Genomic DNA, 15,662 nt, shown 5'->3' with positions numbered 1-15,662 from the left:
CTTCGCCCACCGATTCACTCTCGACGACCACTCACGTTCACTACAGTGAGATTCGTTCAATTAGCGATAGGGAAAGAACATGGCGAGCCGACGCGGATTCCTGGCAGAAGTGCAGCACCAACAACGTCTGGCGCAGGCTCGTGCCAACGCGGCCGCTCGAGCACAGACGCAGGCTCGGGCGCAAGCAGTCCGGGCGCGGGCCCAGCAAGAGCGGGCGAATGCCGCGATGGCGCGGGCCGACGAGGCCGAACGCAAGCGGTATGAGCGCGAGGCGAAGGCCGCGTACGTCGAGATGCGACAAGCCGAGGTCGACGAGCTCAACGAGGACTTGGCCCTCGAGTACGGCGAGATCGACGGATTGCTCGCCCTGACCCTCGACCTGGACGACTACGTCGACCTGGAAGGCCTCAAGGTTCGAGCGGTGCACCCGCCCTTCCCTCGCTGGGACCTCGAGACCCCTCGCCCGACGCCGCTCCCGACCCCGGTCCCCGAGGCCCCGGTGTTCATCGAACCGCCGGCACCCACAGGCCTCTTCGGCAAGAAGAAGAAATTCGAGGAGGCGCAGCAGCGGGCTCGGGCGGAGTACGAACAGGCCTGGGGTCAGTGGGCTGCTTACCGCGACTGGATTCCCACTCAGGACGCTCAACAGGCTCAGGAACACGCCACCCTCGAAGAGGGACGCATCAAGCTCCTGGCAGCAGAGCGGGAACGCTACGACGCGGCCTGTGCGGTCCGAGAGGCCGAGGTTGCTGAGCAGAACTCTTCGATCGACACCCTGATCGCCGGCCTCGGCTACGGCGCAGTTGACGCAGTGCAGGAGTACGTCGGCATCGTGCTGGCGAACTCGCTCTACCCGGATGCTTTCCCCGTCGAGCACGAGGCCGAGTTCGATCCCGCGACCGCCGAGTTGACGCTGCGTGTGACCGTGCCCGCCCCGGACGCCCTGCGGACCATCAAGGGATTCCGCTACGTCAAGGCCAGTGACGAGGTCGTCGAGACCCAGCTCTCCAAGACGGCCGCCAACGAGCGTTACGCAAGCGCGTTGCACCAAGTGGCCCTCCGATCCCTTCACGAGATCTTCGAGGCTGACCGGAGGGGGCTGATCAAGGCCATCTCCGCCCAGATCGGCCCTGAAGCGAACGACCCGGCCACCGGCCGCCAGAAGTTCATCCCGCTGGTCGCTGTCGCTGCACCCCGTGACACGTTCATGGAGATCGACCTCAGCGGCGTCGTCCCTCTCGCCACTTTGCAGCACCTGGGTGCCGCTGTGGCGAAGAACCCGTCGGCGCTCACCGCCATCGACACGGCGGGCGTGCGTCGGTCGTGAGCGGCGACGAGAGTCGGTTCAACCCTCCCCCGGGCTGGCCGCCCGTACCGTCAGGTTGGAAGCCCCCCGCCGGATGGGTGCCTCCTGTTGACTGGCCTCCGGTCCCGGACGGCTGGCAACTCTGGCTCGACGGGGTGACACCAGCGTCAGAACCCGTCGGTGAGGCCCCGGTCGCGTCCAGCCCGATCTTCGAGAGTCTCGCGCCTGAACGGCTGAGTGCACCCGAGACACCCAACGACCCGCCTGCCCCAAGTGACCCAGCCCCACCGGACCTACTCGCGACGTTGCTCGCCGAAAAGACTGATCTGGTGCGGCAGCTGGCCGAAAGCAGGCAGACCGCCGACCTGCGAGTGGCCGAACAAGCCGCAGCAAAGTCCGTCACTTCAGCCACTGTTGAGCTCGACGACGAGCAGGTGCTGCAAGAAGTCGGCATCTACAGGTACCACCACCCGCTTGAGGATGCGACGGCCTACCTGCCGAGATTAAAGGACGTCGAAGCAAGGTCGGCAGCCCTCGTCCGCGACGGGCATGCCATCGAGAAGTCGAACCTCTTCACCTTCGACAACTCCCTCGCCAAGGGTCGCAAGATGAGCGACGACCTTGCCAAGCTCATGCTGCGTGCGTACAACGCCGAGGCGGAGAACAGCATCCGTACCCTCAAGTTGGGCAACGTGCACACCGCTAAGAAGCGGCTGGAGGCATCGCGAGCAGCGATCGCCAAGCTCGGCAGCATGATGGCTATGCACATCAGCGACGCGTATCACGGCCTCAGGATCGAGGAGATCGAGCTGACGGCCGACTGGCTGATGAAGAAGCAGGAAGAGAAAGAGGAGCAGCGCGAAGAGCGGGCACGCCTCCGTGAGGAGGCGCGGGTCGAGCGAGAACTGAAAGAGCAGCGTGCCCAGCTCGATAAGGAGCGCACCCTGCTCATGCAGACGATCGGTCAGCTGCAGGCCAGTGGCACGCCCGACGCCGACCTCGAGCTACGGCTCGCCGCCATCGACCAGGCCATCGTCGACAACGACTACCGAGCAGCGAACATCCGAGCCGGCTACGTCTACGTCATTTCGAACCGAGGGGCCTTCGGCGAAGGTGTCGTCAAGATCGGCCTCACACGCCGCCTCGAACCCGCCGATCGAGTGCACGAGCTCGGCGGAGCCTCAGTCCCCTTCCGTTTCGACATCCACACGATCTACTTCTCAGAGGACGCAGTTACTCTCGAGATGGAACTCCACCGACACTTCGCGACGCGCGCCCTGAACCAGGCCAACAGCCGCAAAGAGTTCTTCTTCGCGACGCCAGCCGAGGTGCGAGACGTCCTCGCCAGCAAGGTTGGGAACCTGCTCGAGTTCAAAGAGACGGCCGACGCCACGGAGTTCTTCCAGTCCGTCGGCCGGTGGCCCTCCTCTCACCCCGTGTCGAGCTAGACCGCGCGCAGTTTCGTTGCCAGCTGTCGACGGTCGACCTGGGACCATTGCTACCCAATCGGGTCGCATAGTGCGGACAGCCGCCCGCAGATGAGCTTCCATCACATACAATCCTGTTGGCTATTTCGGCTACCTATTGGGGGGAAGCATTATGACGAATCAAGAAGAAGACGCAGCAGTTGAGGCCGATGAGTCGGCGCAGGGGTTCCGAGACGACGAATTGGATCGATTCGCCCGCTCTGACGAGGAGAGCCGAAGTTTTTCGACCCGGTTCGTCCTCGACTGCTTCGGCCGCACACGGCGTGGTGCGGCGGTGAACGCTCGGATCGGTAACTGGCTTCGTGAGAACAAGCTCGAGATGCGGCCTGACATCGATGAGGCCGACTACTACGGTGACGTTGTCCTCCGGCGTGCGGAGTCCGCAGGAGCTATTCCAGGAGCGGATGAGGCCACGGCGGCCGTCTCCCTACCCGCATTGGCGCCGCCTGGGGTGAATAGCTGGGTGCTCTCCTCCCTTAAGGACGACGCCGAGGAGCTCGACTTTCTCGAATACGGCGCCAGTGTGGACGATGCCGTGAACCTCATGAAGGAGAAGAACAGGACAAAGCTCCCACTTTTCTTCTCAGCCACGGACAAGGCAACACTCATCGGGACGGTAACGCTTGCCGATCTCACGTTCGACGTCGCCGACGGAAAGTCGAAACTCGTCGAGAAAGCCGTCACGCAGGTACCCGTCATCGGGACCAATGAAAAGCTCTTCGACTGGATTCCGGCGATTATGAGCTACGGCTTCGTCTACGGAAAAGACCAAGATGGTCAGATCGTTCAGATCTACACGACGCACGATGTTGCTACACACCTGAACGCCATCGCCGCGATGTTCTTGCGAGCCAACGAGATCGAGGAGCTCGTCCGCACCGTCCTCACAGGAGTCAAGGACGCCGACCTCACAAGGGCCAAGAACCGCACGGGCTCATTGCGAGACATCGACCTCGACGGGAAGGGCCGCCGACTCGAACAACGCGAGATATCCGCGAATGGAGGGGTCGATGCGGAGCAGCGTGTAGTCGACACGTTGACCTTCGCCGACTACATGAAGTGCATCGCCGACGCAGGCATCTGGGAGAAGCACTTCGAGTCGCTGGACATCGCGATCATGGACAAGGAACGCTGCCTGCGAAGCCTTAATGATGCACGACTTGCTCGGAACGAGGTCATGCACTTCGGTCGGAGCAACTCGCTCAGCACCTTGATTCCTTCTTTCGAGGCCCTGGCCGTGTGGCTTCGCCGACTCGTCGCGGCGCAGCAGTAGCTCTTCAGGGTCGGCGCACTCCAGAACGTCTTTACTTTGTGGTTTGCCGAGCGTTCCGTGCGGCCATGCTCAGCCTGGCCTGCACGGTAGGCACCACAAGGGAAAGAACATTACCGATATACGGGCACCAGCACCGAGGGTGAACGCTCCATGGGTTGGGGGCGTCGGGCTAGATGCAGTTGGCCTCGGTGAAGGCGGTGTCGCAGTGGTCGGGGTGCCCGTCGCGCACACGCCTGTGTAGCTGATCCGCCTCAGACCCGACCCTCTTCAGAGCCTCGAGGTCGGCCCTGTCCATCGCTTGCTCTGCACATTAGCCCCGACATAGGCATCGTTCGTCTCCTCTAAAATCGCAGAATGCCTTCGAGCCCGCCCACGGTCCCCCTGACGTCTGTGCCAACGCCGTCCCACATCGTGGTTGACCTGATGACGCACGGTAGTCAGGCAGCAACTGCTCCGTGGTGGGGCGTTCCCGCCATCGCCGGCGGATTCTTGATTGTCGGTGGATTTCTCACGTTTATTTTCACGCAAGTCAGCGAGAAGAAAAAGTACGTTCGGGAGCGCACGGACCGGGAAACGAAGGAAGTGGTAGGTCAAGGGGCAGAGCTGCTGACCGCCGGCAACAAGGTGCGCGACATCGCACTATTAGGACTTAAGGGCACGGTAACGGACTTTGCTCGCAGGCTTGCGAAGGACGGCAAACCAGCTTTGGAGTCTTTCGTCTTGGCAAGCAACCGGTTTCGCCTCGTGGTACCCCTAGAGCTGCGCGGGGTTTTCGAGAAGTACCTCGCGACAACAATGACTCTGTTCGTCCCGCCGTTCACCGCGACCAGCCAAGAAATAGCTATTCGGAACGCGGCTCAGGCTTCGAACGACATGCTTGACGCCCTTCGCACCCATGAGGGACGAAAGCCGTTCAACATTGCCGTGGGCAAGTTCGACGTCAGGGAAAAAGCTGCCGCGTCGACGTCGATCTTAATAGAGGAAATGATTCGGGAAACAAACGACCAAGATCAGTCGAAAGAGCAAACACCTCAGGACAGCGGAGGCACCGCGCCACATTAAGAGCGTGCCCAGTAGAGGGAAGGGCTGCGGCATCTCGATCAGCGCCAAAACCCCACTGCCTGCGCAACAGAACCACCCCTTATCAAAATCAGCAACCAGCACAAGAAGAACGTCAAGCCGACCATCACATCGAGCCCGGAGAAGCTCTCGTTCGACGAGATGGAGGCCATCATCTGGGCATGGTCCAAGAACGCCGCCCACTGCTTGACGCCACAGCCACAACGCCTTGCTTCTCAGCCACAGCTGAGCCTGCGACACGAGGCCGAGCCATTGTCACTCTTCAGGTTGCGGCTGATCACCTAGGGCTTTACGACGTAGGTAATGAAGCGCGACTGAGTCCCTTCAGTCCGGTAAACGCTGGCTCTTTCCACGTCAGACCCCCGGCTTCGTCACTCCGCCCCCGCCATCCATGAGTTATTGGGGGCTTTACAGCTGCTTAGGAATTGCAAGCCGTCTGAAACAACAGCGTTGTAATTCAGTGGGCGGAGTAACGACTCCCCCGCCGACTTCCCGTGCGAGAGAGGCGCCCCTCGCGCACGAGACGACTTAGAAGGTTCGAGGCAGCGGGCGTTTCTAGCCCAGTGATCTTCCGCACGTCTGAGTTGACAATGTCCCTCTGGGTAGCCTCGTGAACGACCAACTCGGCTAGTTCATCCTGGGACATTCTGTAGGCGGCGGGGGCCGACAGATCGGGGTGAAGAAGATAGCGTGCGCTACTCCTAGCTCCCTTCTGAAGGAGTAATCCCTCGTCTCGCAAATGTTGCAGCACGCGGCGAGCCTCGGTCGGGTCGGGCACACCCAGGAGATCCCGGGCTGTCGCATTCGTAAGCGCCTCTCCTCTCGCCGCATGAATCATCAGGAGCCGTTCTGACGGCGCCAGCCCTCGGGACTGTTCAAGCTCAGACACCCAGCCTCGCTCGCGATCAGTAATGGGCCCGCGAAGGGGCAACACGACGCTAACGAACGATCCGTCGTCAAAGAATTGGGGTGCATCCAACAACGCGTCGCGCATGGAATCCTGCATGACATCAACGCCACGCCCCGCATCCTCCGCTAAACTCAGGGCACGCAGAATCTCAATAACAATAGGGTTTCGAGCCGATTGCGCTGCCCGCATTGTTTCAATCGTGACGGGCTCCGGAAGCCCCCCGGGGGATCGGACAACCACCCGATCATCACGAAGATCGACAACCGTGGCCGAGCGATCAATCTCATAATTTCGATGCGCAACTGCATTAGCTACAGCTTCGCGTACGACCACCTCGGGGAGCTTGGGGAGATCAAAGCGGTAGACACCGCTGACAATGATGTCGCTGCCGATTTCGGTACTTATGAATTTGGATGCGTCCCTTACTTGATGATGCAGAGGACCGTCGAACACTTCACGTCGGTCGTAGTTGACGCCCTCACCTCTATACCGCCGAACCTCAATCACACATTTCTTCAAGGACAGAGTTTGTCCCGGCCGCGTGAGGGTTAGAGCACCAGCAATGGTGAGAAAACCATCGCGGGCCAACCCGCGCTCAGCAAGTCTCGACGAAAGGAATGGCGACTCGGTATCCCATCCTCGCGCTTGTCCCAGCTCCTCCAAGAGATCACGGTCCGCCTTCTCTATAGGTATGGAGGAGGGTACGCTTTCGAATCTCTGCAGTGCCCGGTTGCTAATAAACTGGTGAAGCTCGGTACCCATCAGGGAATGGTTCCGGGGGCCCCTGCGCACGAGAACTCGTCCATCGCTAGTTTGAGAAAAGCCCTCAGAACGACGAGCGACAATCAACGCAACGACCGGAATGCCGCCAACATTGATTTGGCGTATGTCGTATCGACCCAGGTCATGTGTGGCGACAAGAACTTGATTGATTTTCTCGAGACTGCCTTGGTCGAGATTCTTACCGAGAATTTTTCCTTCGTCGTCTATACCGATGAATACAATTCCACCGTCCGTATTGCTAAGCGCGACAGCGGCTTCAGGAATGGCACTGCTACTGATTCCCGACTTGAACTCGATCGCCGTGGCTTCTCCCCCGAAGGAATGGCGGAATTCTGCTTGCGAGTAGTCACTTTTCAGCTCAGGCATAACCCAATCTTAGTTTATTCGCTCGTTCTTTTTCAAGACGCGAAGAAAACAAGAAAAGGAAATTAGCTGGGCATGTCGACGAAGCGGGAGAACATGCCGTGGAACGCCACGGTGATGGTGTCGGTGGGGCCGTTGCGGTGCTTGGCGACGATGAAGTCGGCCTCGCCCTGACGGGGGTTGTCTTTCTCGTAGGCGGACTCGCGGTGCAACAGGATGACCATGTCGGCGTCCTGCTCGAGCGAACCGGACTCTCGCAGGTCGCTGATCGCGGGCTTCTTGTCGGCACGCTGCTCGGGACCACGGTTCAGCTGCGACAGCGCGATCACCGGCACCTGCAGCTCTTTCGCCATCAGCTTCAGGGCACGCGAGAACTCCGACACCTCTTGCTGACGGCTCTCGACCCGCTTGCCCGACGTCATCAGCTGCAGGTAGTCGATCACCACGAGCTTGAGGTTGTGCTGCTGCTTCAGGCGACGGCACTTCGCCCGGATCTCGACCAACGTCATGTTGGGCGAGTCGTCGATGAAGAGCGGCGCGTCGTTGATCCGGCCGCGCACCTGCGCGATGTTCGTCCAGTCCCGCGCGTCGACCGTTCCTTTGCGCATGTTCTGCAGCGGCACGCTCGACTCGGCCGACATCAGACGCATCGCGATCTCGCTGCGCCCCATCTCGAGTGAGAAGAACACCGACGCCTGCCCGTGCTTGATCGACGCCGCCCGCGCCAGGTCGAGCGCCAACGTCGACTTACCCAGCGCCGGTCGCGCCGCCACGATGATCAGCTGACCCGGGTGGAACCCGTTCGTCAGCGCGTCGAGCTGCGCGAACCCCGTCGGCACGCCCGTCATCTGACCGTCGCGACCCTTGGCCGCCTCGATCTCGTCGATCGCGACCGTCACCGCCTCGTTCAGCGGCACGTAGTCCTCGGTCTGCACCCCACCGGCCACGTTGTAGACCTCGGCCTGCGCGTTGTTGACCAGGTCGACGACCTCGCCCTCGCTCGCGTACCCCATCTGCACGATGCGCGTGCCGGCCTCGACCAGACGGCGCAGCACCGCCTTCTCGGCGACGATCGACGCGTAGTAGCCCGCGTTCGCCGCGGTGGGCACGACGCCGGTGAGGGTGTGGAGGTACTCCGCTCCCCCGGCCCGCGACAGGTCGGCGGACTTCATCAGCTCGTCGCTGACCGTGATGACGTCGGTGGGCTCGCCGTGCGAGTACAGCCCCAGGATCGCGTCGTAGATGACCTCGTGCTTGGGCACGTAGAAGTCCATGCCGCGGACCGTCTCGATGACGTCGGCCACGGCGTCCTTGCTGAGCAGCATGCCGCCGAGCGCGCTCTGCTCGGCGAGCAGGTCGTGCGGCGGGACGCGGTCCATGTTGACGGGGCCACCACGGTCGCGATCGCGGGCGTTCGACGCATCGGGAGCGAGACCGAGATGGGCGATCGACATGGGTCCTCCAGCGAGAATCGGGTGGGTGCGGGGCAGCACCGAAGACGCTTGGGGCAGTTCTACGACAGACCCCCGACATCCCCCTGCCGAACCGCCGTGACCCACCCCTGACGAGCGCGGGTACACCTTATGGACACCGAGTTCTCCACAGCAAATGCACCTGTGGATAACTCTGGGGAAAACAGGTGAGCAACGCCGGACAACCCTGGGGAGAACTGTGGATCACGCTGTGGACAACGAGATACTTCAGTTCGATTACCTGCCTTTGACCAGGGATTTCTCGATTCCACAGTCGTGTGGAGAAAATTGTCTAAACCGGGGGTTGAGACATCCGATTTGACTTCTGCCTGTGCACAAGGGATTTGACTTTCGGCCCATTCGACCGATAGCGACGCAGCCTGCGTTCAGCTTCCCGTAACCCCCGAAGGGGGGCCTGCGAAGAGCCTGGTCAGGACGGTATCGGAGACCGGCGCCGCGCCTCCCGGGCTCGATCACGGCCGGTGAGAGGGCGGCCGGGAGGTCGCACCACGCGCGGGTCGGCCCGGAAGCCGAAGAACCCCGTTTCCGAAGAAGAACCACCAGGGATCGGGGTTCGTCTTCGGAAACGGGGTTCGAGGGGGAGCAGGTGCCTCAGAAGGGGACGCCGCAGCGCAGCACGACGTTGGCGTACGGGGTCGCCTCGCCCGTCCGGACGAGGAGGCGCGCCCCACCCGACAGCCGCTTGAGCTCGTCGTGCGAGACGTAGGCGACGTCGTCGAACCGGGACGTGATCTGCGCACCCGCGGGGGAGTCGTGGCTCTCGTCCGCGGCCGTGCAGGCCTCGAAGACCACGTCGGTGGTGAGGGCGTCCAGCACGTCGGCGAAGGCCGGCAGGCCGTGGACGACGGCGAGGTCGACCACGGGGACTCCGGCAGGCAGGGGGAGTCCGCAGTCGGCGACGACCACGAGGTCGCCGTGGCCGAGTCCGCTCACCGCGTGGTTCAGCTGGGCGTTGAGCAGGCCACCGCGCTTCACGAGGTCACTCCGTCCGCTGAGTCGGCATCCGCCGACCCCTCCGTCGGGGCGGCATCGGCCGCTGCCGGCAGCTCGTCCTCGAGCGTCGGGTACGACGCCTGCGTGCCGACGCCCGTCACCGAGAACGCCCCGACGCGCACGGCGTCCCGAGCGGCCTCGAGGAGCGACGCACCAGCGGCCAGTCCGGCGGCGAGGGCGCCGACGAAGGCGTCCCCGGCTCCGGAGGAGTCGACCGCCGCGACGCGAGGCGAGGCCACCAGCACGGTGCCCGACGCGTCGGAGACGATCGCGCCGGCGGCACCGCGGGTCATGACGACCGAGGTGACTCCCTGGGCGCGCAGGGAGGCGACGACCGACTCGTCGTCGACCCGCGCCTCCTCGTCCGACGCCGAGGCAGAACCAGAACCAGCCCACGCGGCCAGCAGCAGCCGACCCTCGTGCTCGTTGACGACCAGCGGATCCGCGGCCTTGACCACGTCCGCCGACACGTCGATCACCGGGGCGAGGTTGAAGACCACCCGCCCTCCGGCGTGCTGCACGGCGGCGGCGATGCCGTCCACGGGGATCTCTCCCTGGAGGACGACCACGGCGGCATCGGCCAACACCTCCGCGTGCCCGCCGACGAACGACGCCGAGACGGCACCGTTCGCCCCGGGGACGACGACGATCGTGTTCTCGCTGTCGCCTCCGACGCTGACGATCGCCAGGCCGGTGGGTCCGGGGACGGTGTCGACGCCGCTGACGTCGACACCGCTCGAGCGGAGGTGGGGCAGGGCGTCGTCGGCCCGTCCGTCGTCGCCGACCGCGCCGATCATCACGGTGCGGGCGCCGCGACGAGCAGCCGCGACGGCTTGGTTCGCGCCCTTGCCGCCGGGGGAGAGGGTCATCGACGAGCCGATCAGCGTCTCGCCGGGCAGGGGCAGGCGGTCGACGGTCACGACCTGGTCGACGTTGATCGACCCGACCACGACGACCGTGCCGGCCGACCCGGCCGGAACCGGACCGTCCGCGCCGACCGCACCCGCGCCTCCTGCAGTGCCGACGACGCCTGCACCGCTCACATCAGGACCACTCATTCGGTGAAGTCACCCACGTTCTCCTTCGTGACGGTGATGACCTCGACGGCCTGGTCCGAGGGGCCCTCGTCGCCGCTGCCACCGTTGACGGCCTTGACGGCCTTGACGGCCTGGTCGACCGCGAGGGCGCCGAGCTCGGCGGGCTGCTGCGCGATCGTGCTCGAGAGCGTACCGGCCTCGATGGCCTTGAGGCCGTCCTCGGTGCCGTCGAACGCTGCCACCTGGACGTCGCTGCCGGCGCGCGAGCCGAGCGCCTGGATCGCTCCGAGGCCCATCTCGTCGTTCTCGGCGAAGACGCCCACGGCGTTCGGGTGCGCCTGCAGCAGGTTGGTGGTCACGTCGAGCGCGGTGGCGCGGTCGAAGTTCGCGGTCTGCTGCGCGACGACGGTCATGTCGGGGTAGGCCGAGATGCCCTTGGTGAAGCCCTCGCCGCGGTCGCGGCTGGCCGAGGTGCCCGCGACGCCCTGGAGCACGATGACCTCGCCCTTCTCGCCGATCGCCTCGGCGAGGGCCTTGGCGGCCTGCTCGCCACCGGCGACGTTGTCGCTCGCCACGAACGAGGCGACGTCGGCACCGTTCACCGCGCGGTCGACGGCGACGATGGGCACGTCGGCCTCGTTGAGCGCCTTGGCGGCGGGGCCCGCGGCGTCGCTGTCGACGGCGTTCAGGATGACGGCGTCGGCGGTCGAGGCCGCGGTCGCCAGCTGGTTGGCCTGGGTGGCCGAGTCGTTCTGGGCGTCGACGATCTCGAGGTCGACGTTCTGCTTCTTCGCCTCGGCGGTGGCGCCGTCGCGCAGCTCGACGAAGAACGGGTTGTTCAGGGTGCTGAGCGACAGGACCACCGTGGGGCGGTCCGCCTCTCCGGCGGGGGTGCGGTTGCAGCCGGCGGTGCCGGTCGCGACCAGGGCGGCGATCGCCGTGACGGTGGCGGCCTTGCGGAACGAGGTCAACTTCATCGTGTGTCCTTCGGGTTGGGTTGGGTGGAGGGATTCAGCTGCTGCGCGTCTTGCGCCGCAGCACGTCGACGCCCACGGCGAGGGCGATGACGAGGCCGATGACGACCTGCTGCCAGAACGAGGTGACGTTCAGCAGGTTGAGGCCGTTGCGGATGACGACGAGCACGAGGGCGCCGATGATGGTGCCCGAGATGCGGCCGACGCCGCCGGCCAGGCTGGCGCCGCCGATGACGACCGCGGCGATGGCGTCGAGCTCGTAGCCCGAGGCCGCCTGCGGCTGGGCCGAGTCGAGGCGTCCGGCGAGCAGGAGGCCGGCGAGGGCCGCGAACAGCCCGGCCAGGCCGAAGACGGTGACGACGATGCGCTTGACCGGCAGGCCCGAGAGGCGAGCGGCCTCGGCGTTGCCACCGACGGCGTACATCGACCGGCCGATGACGGTGCGGTTGAGGATGAACGACGCGACGATCGCGGCCAGCACGAGCACGATGATCGGCACGGGCACCGCCCCGATGTTGCCCCCGAGGAACGACACGGCCGGGGGAGTCGCGATCGGGCGACCGTCCGACACGACGAGGGTCAGGCCGCGCGCCACGCTGAGCATCGCGAGGGTCGCGATGAACGACGGCAGCTTGCCGTACGCGCTGGCGAAGCCGTTGACCAGGCCGGCCACGAGCCCGGTGCCGAGCCCGAGGGCCAGCGCCAGGCCGCCGGGCAGCCCCGCCGTGGCGAAGAACCAGCCCGAGACCATCGCCGACAGCGCGGCGACCGAGCCGACCGAGAGGTCGATGCCGCCCGCGACGATGACGAAGGTCATGCCGAACGCCAGCACGGCGACGGTCGACACCTGGATGCCGATGTTGAGCAGGTTGCGCCCGGTCAGGAAGTCCGGCGTCGCGATGAAGAGGGCCAGGCACAGCACGACGAGCCCGACGAGGGCTCCGTTGGCGGCCAGGAAGGTCTTGATGTCGAAGGAGCGTCGCTGCGCCTTCACGGTGGTGGTGGTCATGGGTGTCGTCCTCGGGTCCGTGCTTCTCGGGTCAGTTCGTCGGGGGGACGTCGCGTGCCGCGAGCGTCATCAAGGTGTCCTGGGTGGCGTCGGCCGCGGCGACCTCGCCGGCGACGACTCCGTCGCGCATCACGAGGATGCGGTCGCTCATGCCCATCACCTCGGGCAGTTCGCTGCTGACCATCACGACCGCGCCTCCTGCGTCGGTGATGCGGTTCACCAGCTCGTAGATCTCGACCTTCGCGCCGACGTCGACGCCGCGGGTCGGCTCGTCGAGCAGCAGCACCGTCGAGCCGGCGATGATCCAGCGGCCGAACACGGCCTTCTGCTGGTTGCCGCCCGACAGCGAGCCGATCTCCTGGTCGATGTCGCGCATGCGGATCCGCAGGGTCGAGGCGACCTCGTCGGCCTTCGCACGCTGGCCGGCGAAGTCGACCAGGCCGCCCTTCGCGCTGCTGGCGAGCGTCGCGTAGCCGAGGTTGTCGTTGACGGAGGCGCCCAGCACGAGCCCCTGCGCCTTCCTGTCCTCGGGAACGTGGCCGACGCCCGCGGCGATGGCCCCGGCGACGTCGCCTTTCTTGAGGCGCTTGCCGCGCACGGTCACGCTGCCCGAGTCGTACTTGTCGACCCCGGCGATCGCGCGGACGACCTCGGTGCGACCGGCGCCGACGAGCCCGGCGATGCCGAGCACCTCGCCCGCCCGCACGTCGAACGAGACGTCGCGGAAGACCGACCCGGTCAGGCCGCGGACCTCGAGCACGACGGGGGAGTCGCCCTCGCTGCCGGGCGTGCGCGGGTACTGGTGCTCGATGTCGCGGCCGACCATCAGGCGGACGAGTTCGTCCTCGCCGGTCGACGCGGGCACCTCGGCGACGAACGCGCCGTCGCGCAGCACGGCCACGGTGTCGCCGATCTCGGCGATCTCGTCGAGGTGGTGGCTGATGAACAGCATGCCGACGCCGCGGGCGCGCAGCTGCTCGACGACGCGGAAGAGGATCTCGGTCTCGTGCCGGGTCAGCGCCGCGGTCGGCTCGTCGAGGATCAGGATGCGCGCGTCGATGCTCAGCGCCTTCGCGATCTCGACCAGCTGCTGACGGGCGATGCCGAGCTCGCCGACCTTCTGGTCGACGTCGACGTCGAGCCCGATCAGGTCGAGGGCCGCACGGGCGCGCTTCTTGAGCTCCTTGCGGTCGACCAGGCCGAACCGCGTGGGGAACCGCCCCATCATCACGTTCTCGGCGACGCTGAGCGACGCGACGAGGTTGAGCTCTTGGTGGATCGTCGCGATGCCGAGCTTCTCGGCGGCGTGCGTGTTCGGCAGGTGGACGGCCTCGCCGTCGACCAGCACGCGGCCGGCGTCGGGCTTGTACACGCCCGACATCATCTTGATCAGGGTGGACTTGCCGGCGCCGTTCTCGCCCAGCAGCACCTGCACGCGGCCGGGCCGGACGTGCACGGTGACGTCGTCGATGACCCGCACGGGGCCGAACGACTTGCTGACGTTCTCGAGCGTGAGCAGGGGGCGATCGTCGTCGATCGAATGGGGCATGGGTCAGTTCCTGCCGAGGGGTCGGGGTGGGGTGGGGTCGGTCGGGTCCGTGGGGGACGAGGAGGCGCGGGTCGTCGACTCGCGGACGATCAGTTCGCTGGGCAGCACGACCGAGTCGGGCGTGCGCCCGTCGATGACCTCGTGCAGCAGCTGGACGGCGATGCGGCCCATCTCCTCGACGCTGTGCGCGATGACGGTGAGGGCCGGGTCGAGCAGCGAGAACCACTCGATGTCGTCGAACGCGACGACCGAGACGTCGGTGCCCATGCGCATGCCGAGCCGGTTGAGCATGGCGATGGCGCCGACGGCCATGAGGCTGTCGGCCGCGAGCAGGGCGGTCGGCGGCTCGTCGAGCTCGAACAGGGCGTGCACGGCGGCCGAGCCACTGGCGGACTGGAAGTCGCCGACGTAGACCAGGTCGGGGTCGGTGCTGAGGCCGAGTTCGGCGGCGGCCGCGGTCCAGGCCTCGAGTCGCTCGCGCCCGGTGGAGACGCTCTGCGGGCCCGCGACGTACCCCACGCGCTCGTGACCGAGGTCGACCAGGTGCTGCACGGCGGCGCGGATGCCGGGGACGCTGTCGGTCGTCACGCTCGGCACGTCGACGCCGGGGATCGTGCGGTCGACGAACACCGTCGGCACCTCACGGGCGAGCAGCGAGTCGATGCTGGCGGAGTCGGTGCCCTGCGGGGCGACGATGACGCCGTCGACGCGCCGCGAGATGAGGGTGTCGAGGTAGCGGTCCTGCTGCTCGCGGTTCTCGTTGGCGTTGCCGAGGAGGGTGACGTAGCCGAGTTCGAGCAGCGACTGCTCGATGGTGTGGGCGAGGTCGGCGAAGAACGGGTTGCGGACGTCGGACACGAGCAGGCCGACCGTGTCGGAGCGGGTCGAGCGCAGCGCACGGGCCTGGGCGTTCGGCCGGAAGTCGAGCTCGCGCACGGCCCGTTCGACCTGCGCCCGGGACTCGGCGGAGGTGGCCGGGTTGCCCGACAGCACGCGCGAGGCCGTCGCCGCCGAGACACCGGCGCGCTGCGCCACGTCCCTGATCGTCACGGTGTTCATCGGGCTCTACCTCGTCGTAGTGGTGCGGGTCGCAGGGTGTCAGCCCGGCGTGGAATCGATTCCATGGAACCGATTCCACGACAGTAGACGAGCCGCCCCCTCCTGTCAACGCGAGCTGCCGCCGCCTCGTGATGCCTGCCGCTGCACCCGGTTTCGAGCCGAACAACCGGTTGCAACCGGGTGCATCCTTCGAAACCGGGTGCATCGCAACACGGGGCGCCCCCGAGGAGGCGCGGTGCCCGCCCCAGCCGCCCCGCGCCTCCTCGTCCCCTCCCGCCCCAGCCACCCCGCGCCTCCTCGTCCCCTCCCGCCCCAGCCACCCCGCGCCTCCTCGTCCCCCGCTCGT

12 protein-coding genes are annotated in these 15,662 nt (G+C 65.8%); 4 read left to right on the top strand and 8 right to left on the bottom strand.

Annotated elements, in window-relative coordinates; all coding sequences use genetic code 11:
- Window positions 1–79: 79 nt before the first annotated feature.
- The 4 genes from ACIOSR_RS10695 to ACIOSR_RS10680 all read left to right on the top strand — a co-directional run bounded on the left by ACIOSR_RS10695 (window position 80) and on the right by ACIOSR_RS10680 (window position 5,128).
- Entirely contained in the window at window positions 80–1,327 is a 1,248-nt protein-coding gene (locus tag ACIOSR_RS10695) for a hypothetical protein (protein WP_402752588.1), read from the top strand.
- Between the two features lie 308 nt (window positions 1,328–1,635).
- Window positions 1,636–2,754 carry a DUF4041 domain-containing protein gene (locus ACIOSR_RS10690; RefSeq protein ID WP_402752587.1) on the top strand — a complete coding sequence of 373 codons (1,119 nt, stop codon included), beginning with the start codon at window positions 1,636–1,638 and terminating at the stop codon, window positions 2,752–2,754.
- Between the two features lie 151 nt (window positions 2,755–2,905).
- Window positions 2,906–4,066, top strand: a complete 1,161-nt coding sequence (locus ACIOSR_RS10685) for a CBS domain-containing protein (protein WP_402752586.1) — start codon at window positions 2,906–2,908, stop codon at window positions 4,064–4,066.
- Window positions 4,067–4,420: 354 nt separating this feature from the next.
- The gene (locus tag ACIOSR_RS10680) at window positions 4,421–5,128 is read left to right on the top strand and encodes a hypothetical protein (protein ID WP_402752585.1); all 708 of its coding nucleotides are present in this window, start codon (window positions 4,421–4,423) and stop codon (window positions 5,126–5,128) included.
- A 475-nt stretch (window positions 5,129–5,603) separates the two neighbouring features.
- Here the strand turns inward: ACIOSR_RS10680 and ACIOSR_RS10675 are convergent, their stop codons facing one another.
- The 8 genes from ACIOSR_RS10675 to ACIOSR_RS10640 all read right to left on the bottom strand — a co-directional run bounded on the left by ACIOSR_RS10675 (window position 5,604) and on the right by ACIOSR_RS10640 (window position 15,316).
- Window positions 5,604–7,205 carry an ATP-binding protein gene (locus tag ACIOSR_RS10675; RefSeq protein WP_402752584.1) on the bottom strand — a complete coding sequence of 534 codons (1,602 nt, stop codon included), beginning with the start codon at window positions 7,203–7,205 and terminating at the stop codon, window positions 5,604–5,606.
- Between the two features lie 62 nt (window positions 7,206–7,267).
- Window positions 7,268–8,656: a replicative DNA helicase gene (dnaB, locus tag ACIOSR_RS10670; RefSeq protein ID WP_043595340.1), complete on the bottom strand. Its 1,389-nt coding sequence runs from the start codon at window positions 8,654–8,656 to the stop codon at window positions 7,268–7,270.
- 630 nt (window positions 8,657–9,286) lie between these two features.
- Window positions 9,287–9,670, bottom strand: coding sequence for a D-ribose pyranase (gene rbsD, locus ACIOSR_RS10665; protein ID WP_056227974.1), 384 nt, complete (start codon window positions 9,668–9,670; stop codon window positions 9,287–9,289).
- Window positions 9,667–10,746, bottom strand: a complete 1,080-nt coding sequence (locus ACIOSR_RS10660; protein ID WP_402752583.1) for a ribokinase — start codon at window positions 10,744–10,746, stop codon at window positions 9,667–9,669. The genes rbsD and ACIOSR_RS10660 overlap by 4 nt, the downstream gene beginning before the upstream one ends.
- On the bottom strand, window positions 10,743–11,702 hold the full coding sequence (locus tag ACIOSR_RS10655) for a substrate-binding domain-containing protein (protein WP_402752582.1): 960 nt from the start codon (window positions 11,700–11,702) through the stop codon (window positions 10,743–10,745). Before ACIOSR_RS10655 ends, ACIOSR_RS10660 begins: the two co-directional genes overlap by 4 nt.
- A 34-nt stretch (window positions 11,703–11,736) precedes the next feature.
- A complete protein-coding gene (locus ACIOSR_RS10650; RefSeq protein ID WP_402752581.1) occupies window positions 11,737–12,708 on the bottom strand; it encodes an ABC transporter permease in 972 nt (323 codons plus the stop codon).
- A 31-nt stretch (window positions 12,709–12,739) separates the two neighbouring features.
- Window positions 12,740–14,257: a sugar ABC transporter ATP-binding protein gene (locus ACIOSR_RS10645; RefSeq protein WP_402752580.1), complete on the bottom strand. Its 1,518-nt coding sequence runs from the start codon at window positions 14,255–14,257 to the stop codon at window positions 12,740–12,742.
- A 3-nt stretch (window positions 14,258–14,260) separates the two neighbouring features.
- Window positions 14,261–15,316 (bottom strand): LacI family DNA-binding transcriptional regulator, encoded by a 1,056-nt coding sequence (locus ACIOSR_RS10640; protein WP_056044249.1) that lies wholly within the window; start codon window positions 15,314–15,316, stop codon window positions 14,261–14,263.
- Window positions 15,317–15,662: the final 346 nt, after the last annotated feature.

It is taken from the genome of Frigoribacterium sp. NPDC087798, assembly GCF_044742985.1.
GTDB lineage: Bacteria > Actinomycetota > Actinomycetes > Actinomycetales > Microbacteriaceae > Frigoribacterium.
The sequence above is the reverse complement of the archived record's forward strand: the minus strand, read 5'-3'. Positions and strand labels throughout refer to the sequence as shown.